Raw genomic sequence first — 16,910 nt, 5'->3', positions numbered from 1 at the left:
TCATGCAGAATCCTGGCGTAAAGACTGACAGCAACTTCCCAATTCCCGAAACCATGAAGGCGTGGGTGTTGGGCGACCCCGGCCAATTGACTCTTGTAGACAAGCCTGTTCCATCGCCGAAGAGGGCTGAGGTGTTGGTTCGCATCGATGCCGTTGCGATTTGCGCGACCGATCTCGAAATCATCAAACATGGTCCCCCCTCAATGATTCAAGGCGGACTTCCCTTCAACAAGAATTTCACTCCCGGTCATGAGTACATGGGCACGGTCGTTGCCCTTGGCCCCGGTGTTGACGAATACGAGATCGGCCAACGAGTGACCGTGGAGATTCATGCAGGCTGCGGCCAGTGCATCCGTTGCCGCCAGGGCATGTATACGTCCTGCCACAACTACGGCAAGAACTACGGAGATGTCGACAAAGGTCATCGCGCGAATGGCTTTACGACCGATGGCGGCTTCTGCGAATACCAGATCAACAACATCAACACGTTGGTGCCCATCGCGGACACGATGAGCGATGAAGAAGCCACGCTCGTCGTTACTGCAGGCACTGCCGTCTACGGGCTCACCGAGCTCGGCGGTCTGGTCGCTGGAGAGAGCGTCGTTGTTACCGGTCCTGGGCCTATCGGCTTGCTTGGCGCAGCTGTAGCAAAGGCTCTTGGTGCTCAACCCGTCATCCTTACCGGAACCCGCGACAATCGCCTCGAGATTGGCAAGCAGCTCGGAGCAGATTACGTCATCAACGTGAAGAACGAAGACCCCGTGAAGCGCGTGCGCGAGCTCACTGATGGCAAGGGTGCCGACTATGTTGTCGAGTGCTCCGGCGCTCCTAATGCCGTGAACGAAGCGGCCCAGATGCTCAACCGTGGCGGCAAGATCTGCCTGGCAGCGTTCCCGGGCGAAGCCGCACCTGTGGATGTCGCCTACATCGTGCGAAACAACATTTACCTCTACGGGATCCGCGGCGAAGGTAAGAGCGCAACGCATCGCGCAGAGGCATTCATGCGCCAGAAGCGCTTCGATGCCACCGTGGTGTGCACGCACACCTTCCCGCTCAGCGAACTGCCAGAAGCGCTTCGTTATGCGCGTGATCGTGTGGAGGACGCGATCAAGGTTGTTGTACGCAACGATTTCTCTTCGAAGACAGCCGCAGCCAAGGAAGAAGAAGCAGTCACGGCTTAGGAATCAGGAACGCGGAAACGAGGAGAAAGAAATGGCTTTTGCGTATTCGGAAGGAAACCCGGTCGAAGATCGGTCGAAGTATCTCAAACCGCCGTTTGATACCAACCGGCTCGATCAGTTGATGGACGAAGCAGGGCTTGATGCCCTGCTCGTCACCTCAAAGCACAGCATTCAGTATTTGCTTGGAAACTATCGCTTCTTCTTTTACGACTTCATGGATGCTCATGGACTCAGCCGCTATCTCCCCTTCTTCGTCTACAAGAAGGGACAGCCGCTTGACTCAGGTTACGTAGGCGCACCGTGGGAACGGTATGAAAAGCAGTTGGGAAGTTTCTGGGTTTCGCATTTCGACCTGACGAAGTTCACCAGCACCGGCTACGCCGCATCGGCCGTGGAGCAGATCAAGCGCCTCAACGTCCAGAATGGCCGCATTGGCATCGAGGTGGGCTTTATGCCGATCGACGCCTATGGCGTTCTGCAGGAGAACCTTCCTGACGCGAAGTTGATTGATGCGACGTTCACCCTAGAGATCCTTCGCGCGCGAAAGAGTCCCGAAGAGCTGACTCTTCTACGCCTTGGCTCAGAGAAGGTCGTCGAATCGATGCTGGCAGTCTTTGGAACGTACGGGCCTGGAGTCACGAAGAGACAGATTGTCGAAGCACTCCGCGAGGAAGAGACGAAGCGCGGGCTCAAGTTTGAGTATGCGTTGACGAACATGGGGACATCGATGAATCGAGCTCCATACGATCAGGTATGGCACGAGAATGAAGTGCTCGCGCTCGACTCGGGCGGCAACTACAAGGGCTACATCGGCGACGTGACCCGCATGGGCTACAGCGGACATCCCGATCAGGAGTTGATCGACCTGCTGGGGCAAGTGGAAGATGTGCAGCAGACTGCGCGCAAAGGCCTCAAGGCGGGCGCGATTGGCGGCGATCTCTTCGTGAGAGCCAACGAGGCCCTAAGTCGATCTTCGGCCAAAGACGCAATGTCCTTCTGGGCGCATGGTATGGGCATCGTCAGCCATGAAGCGCCGTGGCTGACGGCGACTGCGATGCCGAAGTATGAGGCATATCACGCCACTCGTCCCCTCGAACAAGGCATGGTGATCTCCGTCGAAACAGAGCTTCACCATAAGACGCGCGGCTTCATCAAGCTCGAGGACACCATCGCCATCACGGCGGACGGTTGGGAGTCGTACGGAGATGGTGGTCGCGGTTGGAACCTCTGCGGCACCAAGGGCGCGTAGGAGCGAGACATGACGAATACTCTCCCTTACAGCGCCCACATTGGCTACCTCTTTCAGGAGCTACCGTTTCTGGATCGTGTACGCGCGGCGAAGCTTCACGGCTTCGCCGCCGTGGAGCACCCGTCCCCTTACGCCACGCCGGCGAGCGACCTAGCGGACTGCCTGTCAGAAACAGGCGCTTCTTATATTCAGTTCGGCCTTCGTTCCGGGGATGCAAGCAAAGGTGAAAAGGGTATCGCCATCTTTCCGGAGCGTTGGACCGAGTTCACGGAGAGCGTCGAGGAAGGGATACTCTACGCCAGGAAGATCGGCGTGAAGCTTCTCCATGCGATGGCCGGCGTCGTTCCCTCTTCGGCGAGAACAGACGAAAACTGGGAGCAGTACATCCAGAGCCTACGTTATGCCGCAGAACGTGCAGAGGAGTACGGCATCACGATCATCGTGGAACCCATGTGTCATCAAGCGGTCCCGGATTACTACGTGGAGACACCAGAGGTAGCAGCACGAGCGATAGCAGCAGCCGGCAAGCGGAACATCGGTTTGCTCTTGGACGTGTTCCACGTGATAACCGCAGGTCTCGACTTGGACGGCCAAATCCGACGGTACCGGGAACAGATCAAACATGTGCACATTTCCGACGTCCCTGGGCGACACGAGCCGGGTACGGGAACCATCGACTTCAAGCAATTGAAGCAAACGCTCTTGGAAACCCAATATCGCGGGTATCTCGGATGCGAATACATACCTCGTTCAAATACCATCGACGGGCTCAATTGGATGTAGGGCCAGCGTGGTTGAGAAGTGACGAAGGCGTCTAAAACGACTGCTTTCGAAGGAAAAGCGATCGCTCGATTCGGAGAGCGGAGCACAGACGTGAAGGATGGGTGCAAAACGATGCAAGCAAAACGTTGGCTCAGAAAGCTCTATGTTCAGGTCCTCATTGGCGTAGTTCTTGGCAGTCTGCTTGGTTACTTCGATCCACAACTAGCAGTTCAAGCAAAGCCGCTTGGCGATCTCTTCATCAAGGCGATCAAGGTGGTGGTGACACCAGTCATCTTCATCACGATCGTGGTGGGTATTGCAACCATCGGCGACATGAAGAAGGTAGCTAAGGTCGGCTTGAAAGCTCTCATCTACTTTGAGATCGCTTCGACCATAGCCCTCTTCTTGGGTATGGTCGTCGGCAATCTGTGGAAGGTTGGCAACGGGATCAACGCGAAGGTATCGACCCTTGATGCTGGCGCGGTGGCGAGCGTCGTTCAAAAAGCGAAGCCAATGACGTTTGCCAATTTCTTTCTGGACCTTGTTCCGAACACATTTATGGAGCCCTTTGCTACCGGAGAGATTCTGCCAGTCTTGTTCGTGGCGGTGCTCTTCGGCATCGGCCTGGCTAAGTTGGGCGAGCGGACAAAGATGTTGGTGAAGATTTTGGATCAGGTCAGCTCCGGGCTATTCGTTATGGTCGGCCTCATCATGCGCCTTGCCCCCGTTGGCGCATTCGGAGCACTCGCCTTCTCGATCGGTAAGTACGGCATAGGGACGTTGAAGAGTCTGGGAGAGCTGGTCGCTTCTGTCTACGTCGTGAGCATCCTCTTCGTCGTGATCGTGCTCGGAATCTCTACGAAGCTCGCCGGTATCAATATCTTCAAGCTGATTGCCTACTTCAAGGATGAGCTCCTCATTGTGTTCGCCTCTACTTCCGGCGAGACAATGATTCCGCGGAGCATGGAGAAGCTGGACCGACTCGGGGTGAAGCGCGAGGTAGTGGGTCTCGTGATGCCCACTGGTTTCTCTTTCAATATGTCTGGCACTGCGATCTACATGACGATGGGAGTGCTCTTCATAGCGCACGCGACCAACACCCATCTCTCTTTGGCACAGCAGCTCAGCATGTTTCTGATCATGCTGCTTACCTCCAAGGGTGCAGCGGGCGTGAGCGGTGGCGGCTTCGTTGCGCTAGCTGCAACGCTGCCGACTTTGGGTGTACTTCCCGTCGCGGGACTCTCACTGCTCATAGGCGTAGACCGCTTCATGGCGGAAATTCGAGCTGTCACAAATCTTTTCAGCAATGTCGTGGCCACGGTCGTTGTGGGACGCTGGGCTGGTGCTCTGGATATGGACGTTGCGCTAGCCGAGCTTGAGAACGGACCGCCAGTGACGGATCCTAACCTGTTTTTCAAGCAAGTGAAGGAGCCCGACACCGTGAAAGTTATGAGTACCCTCGCTGTCGAAGTAGCGCTGAATCGTTCCCTGCTTCCGTCCTGGCGTTCAAAGGGACTCGATGCCTCGATCGACTGGAATCCGACGGCGGTCTTGAAGCAGAAGATCCTGGCAGGTGAACGAGCGGATGCCGTGATTCTCATCGACGAGTCTATGGATCAGCTGGTGCGTGAAGGCCTCATCGTACAGAAATCGGTCACACCAATCGCCCAGGCACTTTTCGGACTGGGAGTTCGCAAAGGAGCAGCGCGACCCGACATCTCCACTCCTGAGGCCTTCAAACAAACACTGCTCAAGGCTCGTTCTATCGCCTACTCCCGCACGGGTGCGAGTGGGATCTATTTCGCAGAACTGATCGAACGTCTCGGGATTGCGGATGAGATCAATGCACGCGCCCTGGTCATACCGAGCGGTTTCACCGCGAAGCATGTTGTGAGTGAGGAATGTGACCTCGCAGTACAGCAGGTCAGCGAGTTGATGTCGATCGATGGCGTCGATGTAGTCGGCCCGTTCCCGGAGCTTTATCAAGTCCCGACTGACTTCTCCATCGGCATCTTCTCCGATGCTGCCGATCCTGAAGGCGCACAAGCTTTCATCGCACATCTTTCGTCCGCAGAGGCCTCCGCAGCTTACGAGAATGGCGGACTGCGGTCACGCTTGGCGGGAAAGGCAATCGGAATTCAGGGGACGGCAACTCCCGCCGCGGTCGGCCTACGGAAGGTGTCAGCATGAACTCGTCTAAGCCACGTATCGTTTTGCTCCACGCGACTCCCGTAGCCATGGATCCGGTACAGGATTCGATGAAGCGCCTTTGGGCTGATGCTGAACCGATCAATCTGCTCGATGATGGGCTCACGATCGACCGAGCCAAGGATGGATCGGTTCTGTCGCAAGAGCTGATTGAGCGTTTTGTCGACCTCGGAAGATATGCGCAGCAGAGTGTGAAGGCGGACGGAATCTTGATCACCTGTTCCGCATTTGGCCCTGCGATCGACCGTCTATCGAATGAGCTTTCTATACCGGTTGTGAAGCCGAATGAAGCAATGTTCGAAGACGCAATCTCGGCCGGGGGAAGGATCGGCATGCTCGCGACGTTTGCGCCTGCCGTAAGCACTATGACCCAGGAGTTCGAGGATTTCGTGAGAACTTCGCACTCTTCCGCGAGCCTCACCACGATCGTCGCAGCGGGAGCGATTGATGCGCTTCGCAATGGAGATGCCGAAACGCACAATCGGCTGGTCGCCGAGCGCTCGCAAGAACTAACCGGATTCGACGCAATCATGCTCGCGCATTTCTCGACCTCACGTGCGCGGGCGGCAGTCCAAGAGCGTCTAGCGATTCCCGTGCTCTCGGCTCCGGACGCTGCCGTCAAGCGGATTCGCTCGCTCGTGGAGAGGAGTTAGTCATGTTGGTTGGAGTCATTGCAGATGATTTCACAGGAGCGGGCGATATTGCTAACGCGCTCGCCAAGGGTTGTGGTCAAGAGGGCGGGTTGACCGTCGCTCAATACATGGGCATTCCGGACAAGCCCGCAGTACATGATGTTGAAGCTGGGGTCATCTCGCTCAAGACAAGGTCAGCGCCAGTTGCCGAAGCGGTCGCGATGTCGTTGGAAGCCCTCACCTGGCTCCGAGCTCAAGGGTGCCGACAGATTCTTTTCAAATATTGCTCGACGTTCGATTCCACACGCGAGGGGAACATTGGCCCCGTAGCCGAAGCCCTGGCACAGGCCTTAGGAGTCAAAGGTGTTGCAGCTTGTCCTGCTTTCCCTGCTGCAGGGAGAACGGTGTATCAGGGACACCTCTTTGTGCATGATCGCCTCCTCAGCGAATCTGGCATGGAAAAGCACCCGCTGACTCCGATGTCAGATTCCAACATCCGTCGCTGGCTTTCCTACCAATCAACATCAGAGGTTGGCCTGGTCTCAGAGAGGATGGTTCGTAGCGGAGCTCATCATGTGCGTCGTGCTCTGAACGAGGCCGCAGAACGCGGCGAAACACTTGTCATTGTGGACGCGACTTGCGACGAAGACCTGTTCACTCTCGGCGAAGCATGCGCTGATGCGCCACTTATCACTGGCGGCTCTGGCATTGCCCTCCACATCCCAGGGGATCTGATTCGCCGTGGCCTTGCGAAGGGTTCTCATGTGAGGTTCGACGGTGCGTCAGGACCAGAAGCGATTCTTGCCGGAAGCTGCTCTGGAGCGACACGGACTCAGATCTCTATTCATGCTCAGGAGCATCCTGTGCTGAACATCCCCGTCGACAAAGTAATGGCGGGCGACATTCAGCCAGCATCGCTTGTTGAGTTCGTGCGGAGGAATACGGGCAAGGCGCCTCTCGTTTACTCGTCCTCAACACCGGAGCAGGTCATGGCGGCACAGGCGAAGTTCGGCCGTGAAGCGGTGTCAACGCGACTCGATGCCTTGTTTGCAGAGACCGCTCGCCAACTCGTTAGCGGTGGTGTCAAACGGCTCGTTGTCGCGGGTGGAGAGACATCGGGGGCGGTGGCACAGGCTCTTGATCTTGGTGATCTCTTGATCGGTCCGGAAATCGATCCTGGCGTCCCTATCGTCATCAGCGCAAAGCGGAACCTCGTGCTGGCCTTCAAATCTGGGAACTTCGGACGGCCAGAGTTCTTCACACATGCGCTATCGGAACTGGAAGGAGCACGGGCTTGAGTACAGAACAAGAACTTCGCGACAAGCTGGTACGCATCGGAGCGCTTCTCTACACGCGGCAACTCGCTCACGGAAGCGCGGGGAATCTATCGGTTCGATTGGAGAGCGGCGAAATCCTCGTCACACCAACGAATTCGTGTTTGGGAGACCTTCGATCCGAACAGATATCGAAGGTCTCACTGAGCGGTTCACTGATCTCGGGTGATCCTCCCTCGAAGGAAGCCTTCTTTCATCTTGCGGTCTACGAATCTCGTCCTGGAGCGAGGGCGATTGTGCATCTTCATTCCACGTATTCGGTCGCAGCATCTTGCTTACGACATGAGGATGTCACGGACATACTGCCGCCGCTTACGGCCTATCAGATTATGCGCGTCGGCAAGCTGCCGATCGTCCCCTACTTTCGTCCTGGCGACCGCGCTCTCGCGGACGCTGTCCGTACAGTCGCAAAAGATCACTCGTCAATGCTGCTCGCAAATCATGGTCCCATCATTGCCGGTAAGAGCATTGAAGAGGCGGTGTATGCCTATGAGGAGTTAGAGGAAACCGCGAAGATCTACTTCCTGCTGAAAGACCGCCCCACTTCCCCTCTGACGCTGCAGGCAATTGCTGAGTTGAACAAGCACTTCCCGAGCTGAAGCTCCGAGGGTCTCCCCCGCATACTTGCAAGCTTTTGCCTCAAACACTGGAGAACGAATGAACAAGAGTTGTGATATCGGCCTGATCGGGCTGGCAGTCATGGGACAGAATCTGGTCCTCAATATGAATGACCACGGTTTCAAAGTTGCGGTCTTCAATCGAACGACAGCAAAAGTCGATGAGTTTCTTGCCGAGGAAGCAAAAGGTACGGAGGTGGTCGGCTGCCACTCCGTCGAAGAGCTCTGCGCTTCACTGAAGACACCGCGGCGCGTCATGATCATGGTCAAAGCTGGCGATGTCGTGGACAAGACCATCGACTCACTGCTTCCCTATCTCGAGCCAGGCGATATTGTCATCGACGGCGGCAACTCCTTGTTCACGGACTCGAATCGCCGTACGAAAGCTCTCGCGGAGCGAGGCTTGCACTATATCGGTACGGGTGTCTCTGGGGGCGAAGAGGGAGCGCGCTTTGGTCCATCCATCATGCCAGGAGGAGATCCCGCGGCATGGCCTGCGGTCAAAGATATCTTCCAGTCGATTGCGGCGAAAGTCAGCGACGGCACGCCGTGCTGCGATTGGGTAGGAGAAGGAGGTGCCGGCCACTACGTCAAAATGGTGCACAACGGGATTGAGTATGGCGACATGCAGCTCATCGGTGAGGCATACCACCTTCTCAAACAGGGCCTCGGCGCGTCTGCAGAGGAGCTCGCAGACATCTTCAAGGAATGGAACGAGGGGGAACTCGATAGTTTTCTGATCGACATTACGGCGCAGATCCTAAACAAGAAGGACGAAGACGGCAGTGCGCTGGTCGACAAAATCCTTGATACGGCGGGACAGAAGGGCACCGGAAAGTGGACTGCTATCGATGCGCTAGACAACGGGCAACCTGTGACTCTGATTGGAGAGAGCGTGTTCGCTCGCTGCCTTTCCTCGCTCAAGGAACAGCGCGTAAAGGCCTCAAAGGTCTTTCAAGCGCCGGTACAAGCCTCCATTCCTCCTACGAAGCGCGACGAATTCATTGAAGATGTCAGGCGGGCGCTTTATTGCTCGAAGATCATCAGCTATGCGCAGGGGTACATGCTGCTTCGTGCCTCGGAGGTATCTCAGGGCTGGAAGCTGAACATGGGTGGTGTGGCCCTGATGTGGCGTGGGGGGTGCATCATTCGCTCGGTGTTCCTCGGTGACATCAAGAACGCGTTCGATGAGAATGCGGAACTCGAGAATCTCCTGATGGATGACTTCTTTTCTTCGGCATTGACCCACTATGCGGACAGCTGGCGAAGGGCTCTCATTCATGCGATTGCGTTAGGTATCCCAACACCAGCATTCTCGAGTGCGCTCGCGTTCTTCGATGGCTATCGTACCGAACGTCTGCCTGCGAACCTATTGCAGGCTCAGAGAGACTTCTTTGGTGCCCACACCTACGAGCGGATCGACAAACCGCGAGGAGAGTTCTTCCATACCAACTGGACGGGTAAAGGTGGCCGCGTCGCCTCTTCGACCTACAACGCCTGAGCATGACTCACGCGCCGTCCGCGCGACTTAACGTTGGATCCATCGACGCGTTCCGCGATCTCTAGGAAAGGACCAAAGTATGTCGAAGGGGCAGGAAGTTTCTGAATATGTAGCGGAGAGAGGAGGCTCTTCGCTTGGGTCGATCTTCGCGTCGCTTGCCAGTGCGTGCGCTGTGATTGCGGCACATATCCGTGTCGCCGGACTGAGAGACGGCTATGGCGCCATCGAGTCGATCAATGTTCAGGGTGAGGTGCAACAGAAGCTAGACGTTGTTGCGAATGACGTCCTCATCGAACGCCTTTCACTGAACAAGTTCATCGCAGCCCTGGTGAGCGAGGAGAACGAATTCCCGATCCTCCTCAGCCATATAGACGGAGCGTATCTTCTGGTATTCGATCCTCTCGACGGCTCCTCGAATATCGATGTCAATGTGAACATCGGAACCATTGTCTCTGTTGTGAAGAAGACGTCGGCGAGTGTCGAGGGCACGCTGCTCTCAGCGGGAGCAAATCAGGTTGCCGCGTGCTACGTGCTATATGGTCCATCCACGATGATGGTGCTGACCACCGGCGATGGGGTCGCATCGTTTGTCCTAAACAATGACGGACGCTTTGTCTTGGTGCAATCCGAGATACAGGTCCCTCAACAAGGACCATATTTCTCAGGCAATGAGTTGAGTGCGCCGTCCTGGCCTGATGCGTTTCAAGCTTTCCATCAGGATGTCGCAGCAGGACTCGTGAACAACAAGAGCTATGCTGCCCGATACGTCGGCTCACTTGTTGCAGATTTCCATCGCACGCTGCTAAAGGGCGGCATCTTCGTCTATCCCCCAACTGCAAAATCGCCTCAGGGAAAGCTGCGATTGCTCTACGAAGCGTTCCCTCTAGCCTTCATCATCGAACAAGCAGATGGAGCCGCAACCGACGGAGGGAATCGCATCCTCGATAAATCTGCGAGCGGAATTCACGAACGCACAGGCCTGGCCATTGGTTCACGAGTTGAAGTTGAATACCTGCGACGGATTGTCCATGCAAACGCTCGCGCATGAACCGAACATCCGTCGCTCGCGGATGAATTGGCAACGAGCTGAGAGGAGAACACTTGCATGCCAACGTTACTCGACCAGTTGAAGACGATGACCACGGTTGTAGCTGACACAGGGGACATCAATTCCATCGAGAAATATAAGCCTACGGACGCGACCACCAATCCATCGCTGATTGCGGCCGCCGCTGCGATGCCCGAGTATCAAGAGATCATCAATGACGTTCTGCGTCAGGCGAAGAAGGATGCCGGCGAAGGTGCGGATAGCAAAGCGGTCGCAGGATATGCCTTCAAGGCGTTGGCAGTCGCGTTTGGGCTCAAGATTCTTGAGATTGTTCCTGGACGCGTTTCAACAGAGGTCGATGCGCGGTTGAGTTATGACCGAGAGAAAACTAAAGAGCAAGCGCGAGAGATCATTGCACAGTATGACAAGGCCGGCATTGGGCGCGATCGCGTGTTGATCAAGATCGCCTCAACCTGGGAGGGCATACAAGCAGCAGGAGAGTTGGAGAAGGAAGGGATTCATTGCAACCTCACACTCCTTTTCGGCCTCCATCAGGCGGTTGCGTGTGCCGATGCGGGTGTCACGCTTATCTCGCCTTTCGTTGGTAGGATCCTCGATTGGTACAAGAAGAACCACCCGGAGCGGACGTACGAGGGAAAGGACGATCCAGGCGTGAAGTCTGTGACCGAGATTTTCTCGTACTACAAGAAGTTCGGTTATCCCGTTCAGGTAATGGGCGCCAGCTTTCGCAACGCGGAAGAGATCAAGCAATTGGCGGGTCTGGATCTATTGACGATCTCACCGAAATTGCTCGAAGAGTTGCGCTCGACCGAGGGACAGCTGGATCGAATGCTCGATCCGGAGCGTGCCAACTCAGCGGAGATAGAGAAGATTCCCATGGATAGAACAACGTTCGAGAAAATGCACGCGGCAGACGAGATGGCTCGCGATAAGCTCTCGGAAGGTATCGATGGATTCTCAAAAGCACTTGAGGAGTTGGAGGAGCTACTGAGCAAGCGACTCTCTGAGCTTGCGAGTTGAAATCGAAGAGGCAATGGCTAATGAAGTGGGCTGCGGAATTCCGCAGCCCATTTCATTCATGCTCGTCGCTCAATGCGATATCTATCGTGGGCGTAGAGGTGCCAAAGCAGACGAATCGATGGAAGGTAAAGTGAATCGGAAGACCTTGAACGGTCGCACCGTATCATCCTTGCCCTTGTTATTTGCAGGACTCGCATTGCCTTGCGGTGCGGCCTCATAGACGTCCCCGTCTGGCCCGACCGCCATCGCATCGGGCCAACGCAGCTCGGGCGAAGAAAATAGCTTGGCGATCTTTCCATCCGGGAATCGTCTCACCAGCGCATGGTTGACGAGATCTCCCATCAGCAAACTTCCGTCGGCAAGCATCAAGATACCGCCGACTGGCATCATTGGACCGAGGCTCTCTACGCGTTTACTCAGCGCAGACTCGCTCATGGTTCGATCGAGGAGATCTGCTGTTCGGACTCGCCATAGCGTTCCGCCAAACGGCACACTGAAGTAGAGCCATTCCCTATCGGGGCTGAGCTCGATGTCATCGGCATGGACGGTGATTGGTTGGCCATGCGGATCAACAAGAGGACGCCCGTCTACGACGAGAGCTGGCTTGTTGGGAGCCTTAGTCGTCGCGCTTGTTGCCAATCGGCGCAGGACTTCACCGGTTGTGAGATCGATGATCACGATCGCTCCGGTACCAGACTCCGTAAGGAAAGCACGTCCGTCTGACACCCGAACATCGTTCAGGCAGCTATGCGCGGGGGCCTCGGCTGGTGAGAGGCGATAGACCCGATGCACGCGGTTCTCGCGCAGAGTGATCTGCACCAACTTCGTTTCGCCAGCCTTCCCCGAGCCACAATCGACTACCCAGAGTGAATCCGGTCGTTGTGGTTCGATCCGTACAGCGTTGACATTACTGAATCGATTGCTCGTTTCGCCGGTCGTCGTATTCCACGCGTCACCGGGATAGGCTTTGACCTTGCCATTCTCTACGAGTCCAACCGAGAAACTGTCCTGCTGTATCAATCGAGGCAGAGACAAGAAAATTCGTCCATCTGCAGCGACAGCAACACCATTTGCTTGGTAAGGCGATGCGACTGCGGTTGTCATCCTAACGCCAACTTGGCCAAGAGCAGAGCTCGCCAAGGCACTACCAAGCAGCGTTATCAGGAAAGGCCTAGAAACCCATTTGCTCATATCCACCTCTTCTTCGATCAGAGAGCACAGCAAGAGTGCTTCGGGTGTTGGTTGAAGTCGCACTCCAGTTCAACTGGAGTGCGACTGGAACGGAAACCAAGTCGTGAGCGCTTTATGCGAGTGTCGGAATGATCTTGTTGAGCCTCAGCTCATCGAAAAACTCGCGGAACATGTCTTCGCTATCGATGCATTCGTGGAAGCCGGCGCGCCGCGCTTTGATCGTGCTCGTGATGTTGTCGAAACCGCTGTTGAAGATAAAGTCTGCAAAAGGCCATGCGGAAACCGCCGCATAAGGTATGGGTTGGAGACCATGCTTCTCGATGATCCGCTCCCACACAGGCACCTTGTCCGTCATGTACGAAGCGAGTGGCGTGGGGATCGGATCAGCAACCTCGAGGTCGAAGCACTTCGCGATACGCGGCCACAAATGCTTCCATCGGAAATAGTCGCCATTGGTAATGTTGAAAATCTCGTTCTCAGCGCTTGCGGTTGTGCCTGCCCAAACCGTCGCCTTAGCAAGAATGTCAGCAGAAGTCACCTGATAGAGAGCGTTGTACGCTGCCTCCGTGCCAGGGAATCGAAGAGGGAGACCGAGTTCCTTCGAGATCGTCGCGTAGATGGCAATCGACATGGCGAGGTTCATTGGATTGGACAAGCCAAAACCACAGATCGCTTCGGGCCGAAGAGCACTCCAACTCCATGACCTCCCTACCTGACGCTGCCGCAACAGGTCTTCCTGGTCGTAGTAGAAATTGGGAGGCATGAGACGGGGATCGTCTTCTCGCGCGGGAGTTTTGAACGGCCCGAGGTCTGCACCGTAGGCCTTGCCCCCCTGATAGAACGTGACGTGACGCAGCTGGCTGGAACCGTTCGCGTCCACAGCATCGAGCAGGTTGGCAAGTATGGCCGTGTTGAAGGATGACTTCTCTGCTGCAGTCGCCTTCTCGATATAGGCTCCAAAAACGACATGCGTCACAGGCTCTATTTTCGATAGGGCCAGCTTTGTCCCAGCAGGATCCAGAAGATCGAGGATGACTGGTTTCACCCCCTCAGGGACATCCCCACTGCGACGCGAGAGCCCATAGACGACAGTATTGGGAACCTTGCTCCACTCAATCGCCGATGCACGCCCACTCACTCCATGGACACCGGCCACCACGACCACATTTTTTGCTGACATTTTGCCTTCCCTTCAAATTCCGATCACTCGGACTAGCACGAGTACTTCTTTATGGTAGAGAATAGATAACATGGAACAAGCAACGATTTATCCTAGGATCAGCACTACCACCTTGGCACAGTCCTTCCGCGCCGAGGATCTGAAAAAGTCGCATCGTCTTGAACTCGCCTCGTTCCTGAAGGCAAAGCGCGATAGCTTGATGCCGACGGAAATCGGCTTACCAAATACCGCACGTCGCCGCGTGAAGGGGCTCCGTCGAGAAGAGGTTGCTGAAGCAGCCAGCATCAGCGTGGCCTGGTACACGTGGATCGAACAAGCGCGGGAACTGCAGATCTCAGAACTCACCCTCGATAGACTGAGCTCTGCGCTTCATCTCAACGGTGACGAGAGAGCCCATCTGTTTCAGTTGGCGGGATACACGGCTCCCCTGCCGGTCGCCACGCAATCGGAAAAGGTACTGAGTTCCGTGCAGGGCATGATCGACAGCATGGATCCCAATCCTACGTATGCCATGAACGCGACTTGGGACGTTGTTGCTTGGAATCAGGCAGCTGCAAAGGTCATCTTCGATTTCGCCAAGCTTCCCGCGGACGAGCGCAACTTTGTGCGTCTCGTGTTCACCAGCAGCGCCATACGCAAGAAGTATTTGAACTGGGAAGAACTAGCCCATTGCACCATCGCTCACTTTAGAACGGATTCGGTTGGTCATGTGGCGGATCCGCACTATCTCCGGTTGATCGACGACATGAATGCGCAGAGTCCCGAGTTCCAGCAGCTTTGGCCACGGCACAATGTAGCTTGGCCGCCAAGCTGGCATAAGGAAATGCAGCATCCGAAGCTGGGGAGGCTCGCATACAACAGTCTTGATCTTGAGCTTCATCGTCCTGCCAAGCTGAGGATCATCACATACATTCCGAAAAATGAGTAGATGGAATGGGCGTAACAGTCGGTGATCATCACCGACTGTCAGCTTGCGCACCTGCACGGGAAAACTGAGCAGAAGCGCTCGCAAAAGCTTTTTGCGCCGCGAGATGGAGAGGGAGTTTCCGGAACTCACGCGAGAGAATCTCGACTCCCCAGTATCCTCCGTATCCTGCGTCGAGAATCGCTTGCACATACGCTGGAAGATCGATTGATCCTTCGCCGCAGAGACGTCGCGAATGCGTCGATTCCTCGAAGAGATCTGCTTCCGGCAGAGGCGCTGCGTCATTAAGCTCTACGGCCTTGAGCAGTCCGGTCGGAATGGATTCTATCGATGCCGGTGTCATCCCGCCGCGCACTGTGTGCCATGTATCGAGCAAGATGCCCACGTTCCCGGACGGCAGATCGCGCACCAGTTCGACCGCAGTCTCAATGGACCCAACGCTCTTGAATGGCATGTATTCGAGAACGATATCCACGCCTTGCACGGCTGCACGCTCACTGAGGTATCCGAGGGCGTCTCGCATCGTTGAGCGCGGTGGCAACGCTTCCCCCCTAGCTCCGGTTGCGATCTTGATCTTCGCCACTGGAAGCGAATCTGCTATAGCGAGCATGGTCTCAAGCGCCGCTTGATCTGCAGAACGTCGACCGTCGGCCAAATACCAGTTTTCGAGGAGTTCCAGTTCCACCGCAACGATTCGATTCGTATACAGGAGGTTTCTGATCTCATTGATACCGAGTCTACGTATCGATTCGACGATGTCGGGCAGAATGAAGCCCATTGCCTGCCAACCGGCGGCGCCCGCCGCCACGATACGGTCCTCAATGGGGAACGGACTGATTTCTGATGGACCACCGGGGAAAACGTCTCCTGCGAGAGTCCAGTACGAAGCGCAAAGCTTCACCCCTTCATTGTGCTGATTTGTACTCATTCCAGCCTTCTTTAGAGTTTGGTGTGCGACACGATCACGCGTGCGAGCGGGACCGTGTCGTGTCTCTTATCGCGTTGTGGCGACCGATTCAGAAGCAAAGACATCCTTGAGCAGCAGCCGGCCATTGACAGCTGGTTCTCTCAAGTCTTGTTCAAATGCTGCCTGCAATGGCTGGATGTACGGCTGGGTGAGATGTTTCTCATGTGCCTCGACGCTCACCCAACGCTCAACGATGACGAAGCGGTTGGCATCCGAGACGTCTTGAAAAACGTTGAAGCTTAGGTTTCCAGGCGCGCTGCGGGAATGCTCCGTGACCGTTTGTAATGCCAAGATGAGATCGCTTTGGCGTTCCGGCTTGGCGAATAGAGTCACGACAACATTTCTCGTCGCTGCTGGAGACGAGATCGCTTTCGGCAACAAGGGGCTTGAGACCTCTTTCAGATACTCGAGATTCGGAGCCTCTGTTGTAGCCGTCTTCACATGCTCCATGACAGCCTTCAATGGCGCAGTTTGCATGTGCTTATCCAAAATCCGCTGGCTGCTCCAGCGTTCCACCAGATAGAGATCCGACGCCCCATCCTCTGGCTGATACACATCGAAGATGATGTTTCCCTTCTCTTTTCTTGCGTGACGCGCATTCGTCCTCATGGTCGTGAGGAATGACGTCTCCTCGCCACGCTTCAGGTGGAAGGTATTGAACATTACCACAGGCGGTTCTGATACCTTCTCGGGCGACGGCGTGACCGCCTCTTGTCCGAGGCTCACGGCCGGATTCATTCCGGCGACGATGAGCCCTCCTGCCAGTAGGCACTTGGCTACCTTGCTTTTTGTTTTCTGATCAGACAATGACTTTCCCCTTCACGAACGAACTCAACCACGGGTTGAGCATAGGATTTCGTTCGGTCTGTGTCCTGAGATTGATACTCCTAGGACCGCGGCTCCCCATGAGGGCATTGGCGAGCGCTATGCAAGGAGTCCTGCTCCTAGGATCGCCAGCTTCAGGATCAGCCTCACGCTTCGAACTAGCATCGAGTTTTGGGAGTCTTTAGAGACTCGCCATGACAGGAGGAATGCGTGTCATCGTCGGCGATCGAATCCACGGGCAGAACGGCA

15 protein-coding genes are annotated in these 16,910 nt (G+C 55.7%); 11 read left to right on the top strand and 4 right to left on the bottom strand.

Features of this window, described 5'->3' with window-relative positions:
• Window positions 1-2: 2 nt before the first annotated feature.
• From PW792_04690 to PW792_04645, 10 genes are all read left to right on the top strand, one after another.
• Entirely contained in the window at window positions 3-1,181 is a 1,179-nt protein-coding gene (locus tag PW792_04690) for a zinc-binding dehydrogenase (GenBank protein ID MDE1161229.1), read from the top strand.
• A 31-nt stretch (window positions 1,182-1,212) separates the two neighbouring features.
• Window positions 1,213-2,430 carry a Xaa-Pro peptidase family protein gene (locus tag PW792_04685; GenBank protein MDE1161228.1) on the top strand — a complete coding sequence of 406 codons (1,218 nt, stop codon included), beginning with the start codon at window positions 1,213-1,215 and terminating at the stop codon, window positions 2,428-2,430.
• Between the two features lie 9 nt (window positions 2,431-2,439).
• Window positions 2,440-3,213: a TIM barrel protein gene (locus PW792_04680; GenBank protein ID MDE1161227.1), complete on the top strand. Its 774-nt coding sequence runs from the start codon at window positions 2,440-2,442 to the stop codon at window positions 3,211-3,213.
• A 111-nt stretch (window positions 3,214-3,324) separates the two neighbouring features.
• Complete coding sequence (gene dctA / locus PW792_04675) at window positions 3,325-5,382, top strand: C4-dicarboxylate transporter DctA (GenBank protein MDE1161226.1); 2,058 nt, start codon at window positions 3,325-3,327, stop codon at window positions 5,380-5,382.
• Window positions 5,379-6,053: an aspartate/glutamate racemase family protein gene (locus PW792_04670; protein MDE1161225.1), complete on the top strand. Its 675-nt coding sequence runs from the start codon at window positions 5,379-5,381 to the stop codon at window positions 6,051-6,053. Before dctA ends, PW792_04670 begins: the two co-directional genes overlap by 4 nt.
• 2 nt (window positions 6,054-6,055) lie before the next feature.
• On the top strand, window positions 6,056-7,330 hold the full coding sequence (locus PW792_04665) for a four-carbon acid sugar kinase family protein (GenBank protein MDE1161224.1): 1,275 nt from the start codon (window positions 6,056-6,058) through the stop codon (window positions 7,328-7,330).
• Window positions 7,327-7,965 carry an aldolase gene (locus PW792_04660; protein MDE1161223.1) on the top strand — a complete coding sequence of 213 codons (639 nt, stop codon included), beginning with the start codon at window positions 7,327-7,329 and terminating at the stop codon, window positions 7,963-7,965. The genes PW792_04665 and PW792_04660 overlap by 4 nt, the downstream gene beginning before the upstream one ends.
• 58 nt (window positions 7,966-8,023) lie before the next feature.
• Window positions 8,024-9,484 carry a decarboxylating NADP(+)-dependent phosphogluconate dehydrogenase gene (gene gnd, locus PW792_04655; protein ID MDE1161222.1) on the top strand — a complete coding sequence of 487 codons (1,461 nt, stop codon included), beginning with the start codon at window positions 8,024-8,026 and terminating at the stop codon, window positions 9,482-9,484.
• 79 nt (window positions 9,485-9,563) lie between these two features.
• On the top strand, window positions 9,564-10,532 hold the full coding sequence (locus PW792_04650; protein MDE1161221.1) for a fructose-1,6-bisphosphatase: 969 nt from the start codon (window positions 9,564-9,566) through the stop codon (window positions 10,530-10,532).
• A 57-nt stretch (window positions 10,533-10,589) separates the two neighbouring features.
• Complete coding sequence (locus tag PW792_04645) at window positions 10,590-11,573, top strand: transaldolase (GenBank protein ID MDE1161220.1); 984 nt, start codon at window positions 10,590-10,592, stop codon at window positions 11,571-11,573.
• Between the two features lie 81 nt (window positions 11,574-11,654).
• Here the strand turns inward: PW792_04645 and PW792_04640 are convergent, their stop codons facing one another.
• Window positions 11,655-12,764: an L-dopachrome tautomerase-related protein gene (locus PW792_04640; protein MDE1161219.1), complete on the bottom strand. Its 1,110-nt coding sequence runs from the start codon at window positions 12,762-12,764 to the stop codon at window positions 11,655-11,657.
• A gap of 112 nt (window positions 12,765-12,876) precedes the next feature.
• On the bottom strand, window positions 12,877-13,944 hold the full coding sequence (locus tag PW792_04635) for an SDR family oxidoreductase (protein ID MDE1161218.1): 1,068 nt from the start codon (window positions 13,942-13,944) through the stop codon (window positions 12,877-12,879).
• 70 nt (window positions 13,945-14,014) lie between these two features.
• On the opposite strand from PW792_04635, the gene PW792_04630 reads away from it, so the two are divergent.
• Window positions 14,015-14,872, top strand: a complete 858-nt coding sequence (locus PW792_04630; GenBank protein ID MDE1161217.1) for a helix-turn-helix transcriptional regulator — start codon at window positions 14,015-14,017, stop codon at window positions 14,870-14,872.
• 28 nt (window positions 14,873-14,900) lie between these two features.
• On the opposite strand, the gene PW792_04625 is transcribed toward PW792_04630, so the two are convergent.
• Both PW792_04625 and PW792_04620 read right to left on the bottom strand, forming a co-directional pair.
• Window positions 14,901-15,797: a sugar phosphate isomerase/epimerase gene (locus tag PW792_04625; GenBank protein ID MDE1161216.1), complete on the bottom strand. Its 897-nt coding sequence runs from the start codon at window positions 15,795-15,797 to the stop codon at window positions 14,901-14,903.
• A gap of 66 nt (window positions 15,798-15,863) precedes the next feature.
• Window positions 15,864-16,643, bottom strand: coding sequence for a putative quinol monooxygenase (locus tag PW792_04620; protein ID MDE1161215.1), 780 nt, complete (start codon window positions 16,641-16,643; stop codon window positions 15,864-15,866).
• Window positions 16,644-16,910: the final 267 nt, after the last annotated feature.

Source organism: Acidobacteriaceae bacterium (assembly GCA_028283655.1).
In the GTDB taxonomy this organism is placed as follows: Bacteria; Acidobacteriota; Terriglobia; order Terriglobales; family Acidobacteriaceae; genus Granulicella.
This window is presented reverse-complemented; position numbering and strand designations above follow the sequence as displayed.

What these genes read in the sequence shown, in the direction of transcription:
- PW792_04690 (MDE1161229.1), top strand. Translation starts at nt 3, where the DNA reads ATGCAGAATCCTGGCGTAAAGACTGACAGCAACTTCCCAATTCCCGAA.
- PW792_04685 (MDE1161228.1), top strand. Translation starts at nt 1,213, where the DNA reads ATGGCTTTTGCGTATTCGGAAGGAAACCCGGTCGAAGATCGGTCGAAG.
- PW792_04680 (MDE1161227.1), top strand. Translation starts at nt 2,440, where the DNA reads ATGACGAATACTCTCCCTTACAGCGCCCACATTGGCTACCTCTTTCAG.
- dctA (MDE1161226.1), top strand. Translation starts at nt 3,325, where the DNA reads ATGCAAGCAAAACGTTGGCTCAGAAAGCTCTATGTTCAGGTCCTCATT.
- PW792_04670 (MDE1161225.1), top strand. Translation starts at nt 5,379, where the DNA reads ATGAACTCGTCTAAGCCACGTATCGTTTTGCTCCACGCGACTCCCGTA.
- PW792_04665 (MDE1161224.1), top strand. Translation starts at nt 6,056, where the DNA reads ATGTTGGTTGGAGTCATTGCAGATGATTTCACAGGAGCGGGCGATATT.
- gnd (MDE1161222.1), top strand. Translation starts at nt 8,024, where the DNA reads ATGAACAAGAGTTGTGATATCGGCCTGATCGGGCTGGCAGTCATGGGA.
- PW792_04650 (MDE1161221.1), top strand. Translation starts at nt 9,564, where the DNA reads ATGTCGAAGGGGCAGGAAGTTTCTGAATATGTAGCGGAGAGAGGAGGC.
- PW792_04645 (MDE1161220.1), top strand. Translation starts at nt 10,590, where the DNA reads ATGCCAACGTTACTCGACCAGTTGAAGACGATGACCACGGTTGTAGCT.
- PW792_04640 (MDE1161219.1), bottom strand. Translation starts at nt 12,764, where the DNA reads ATGAGCAAATGGGTTTCTAGGCCTTTCCTGATAACGCTGCTTGGTAGT.
- PW792_04635 (MDE1161218.1), bottom strand. Translation starts at nt 13,944, where the DNA reads ATGTCAGCAAAAAATGTGGTCGTGGTGGCCGGTGTCCATGGAGTGAGT.
- PW792_04630 (MDE1161217.1), top strand. Translation starts at nt 14,015, where the DNA reads ATGGAACAAGCAACGATTTATCCTAGGATCAGCACTACCACCTTGGCA.
- PW792_04625 (MDE1161216.1), bottom strand. Translation starts at nt 15,797, where the DNA reads ATGAGTACAAATCAGCACAATGAAGGGGTGAAGCTTTGCGCTTCGTAC.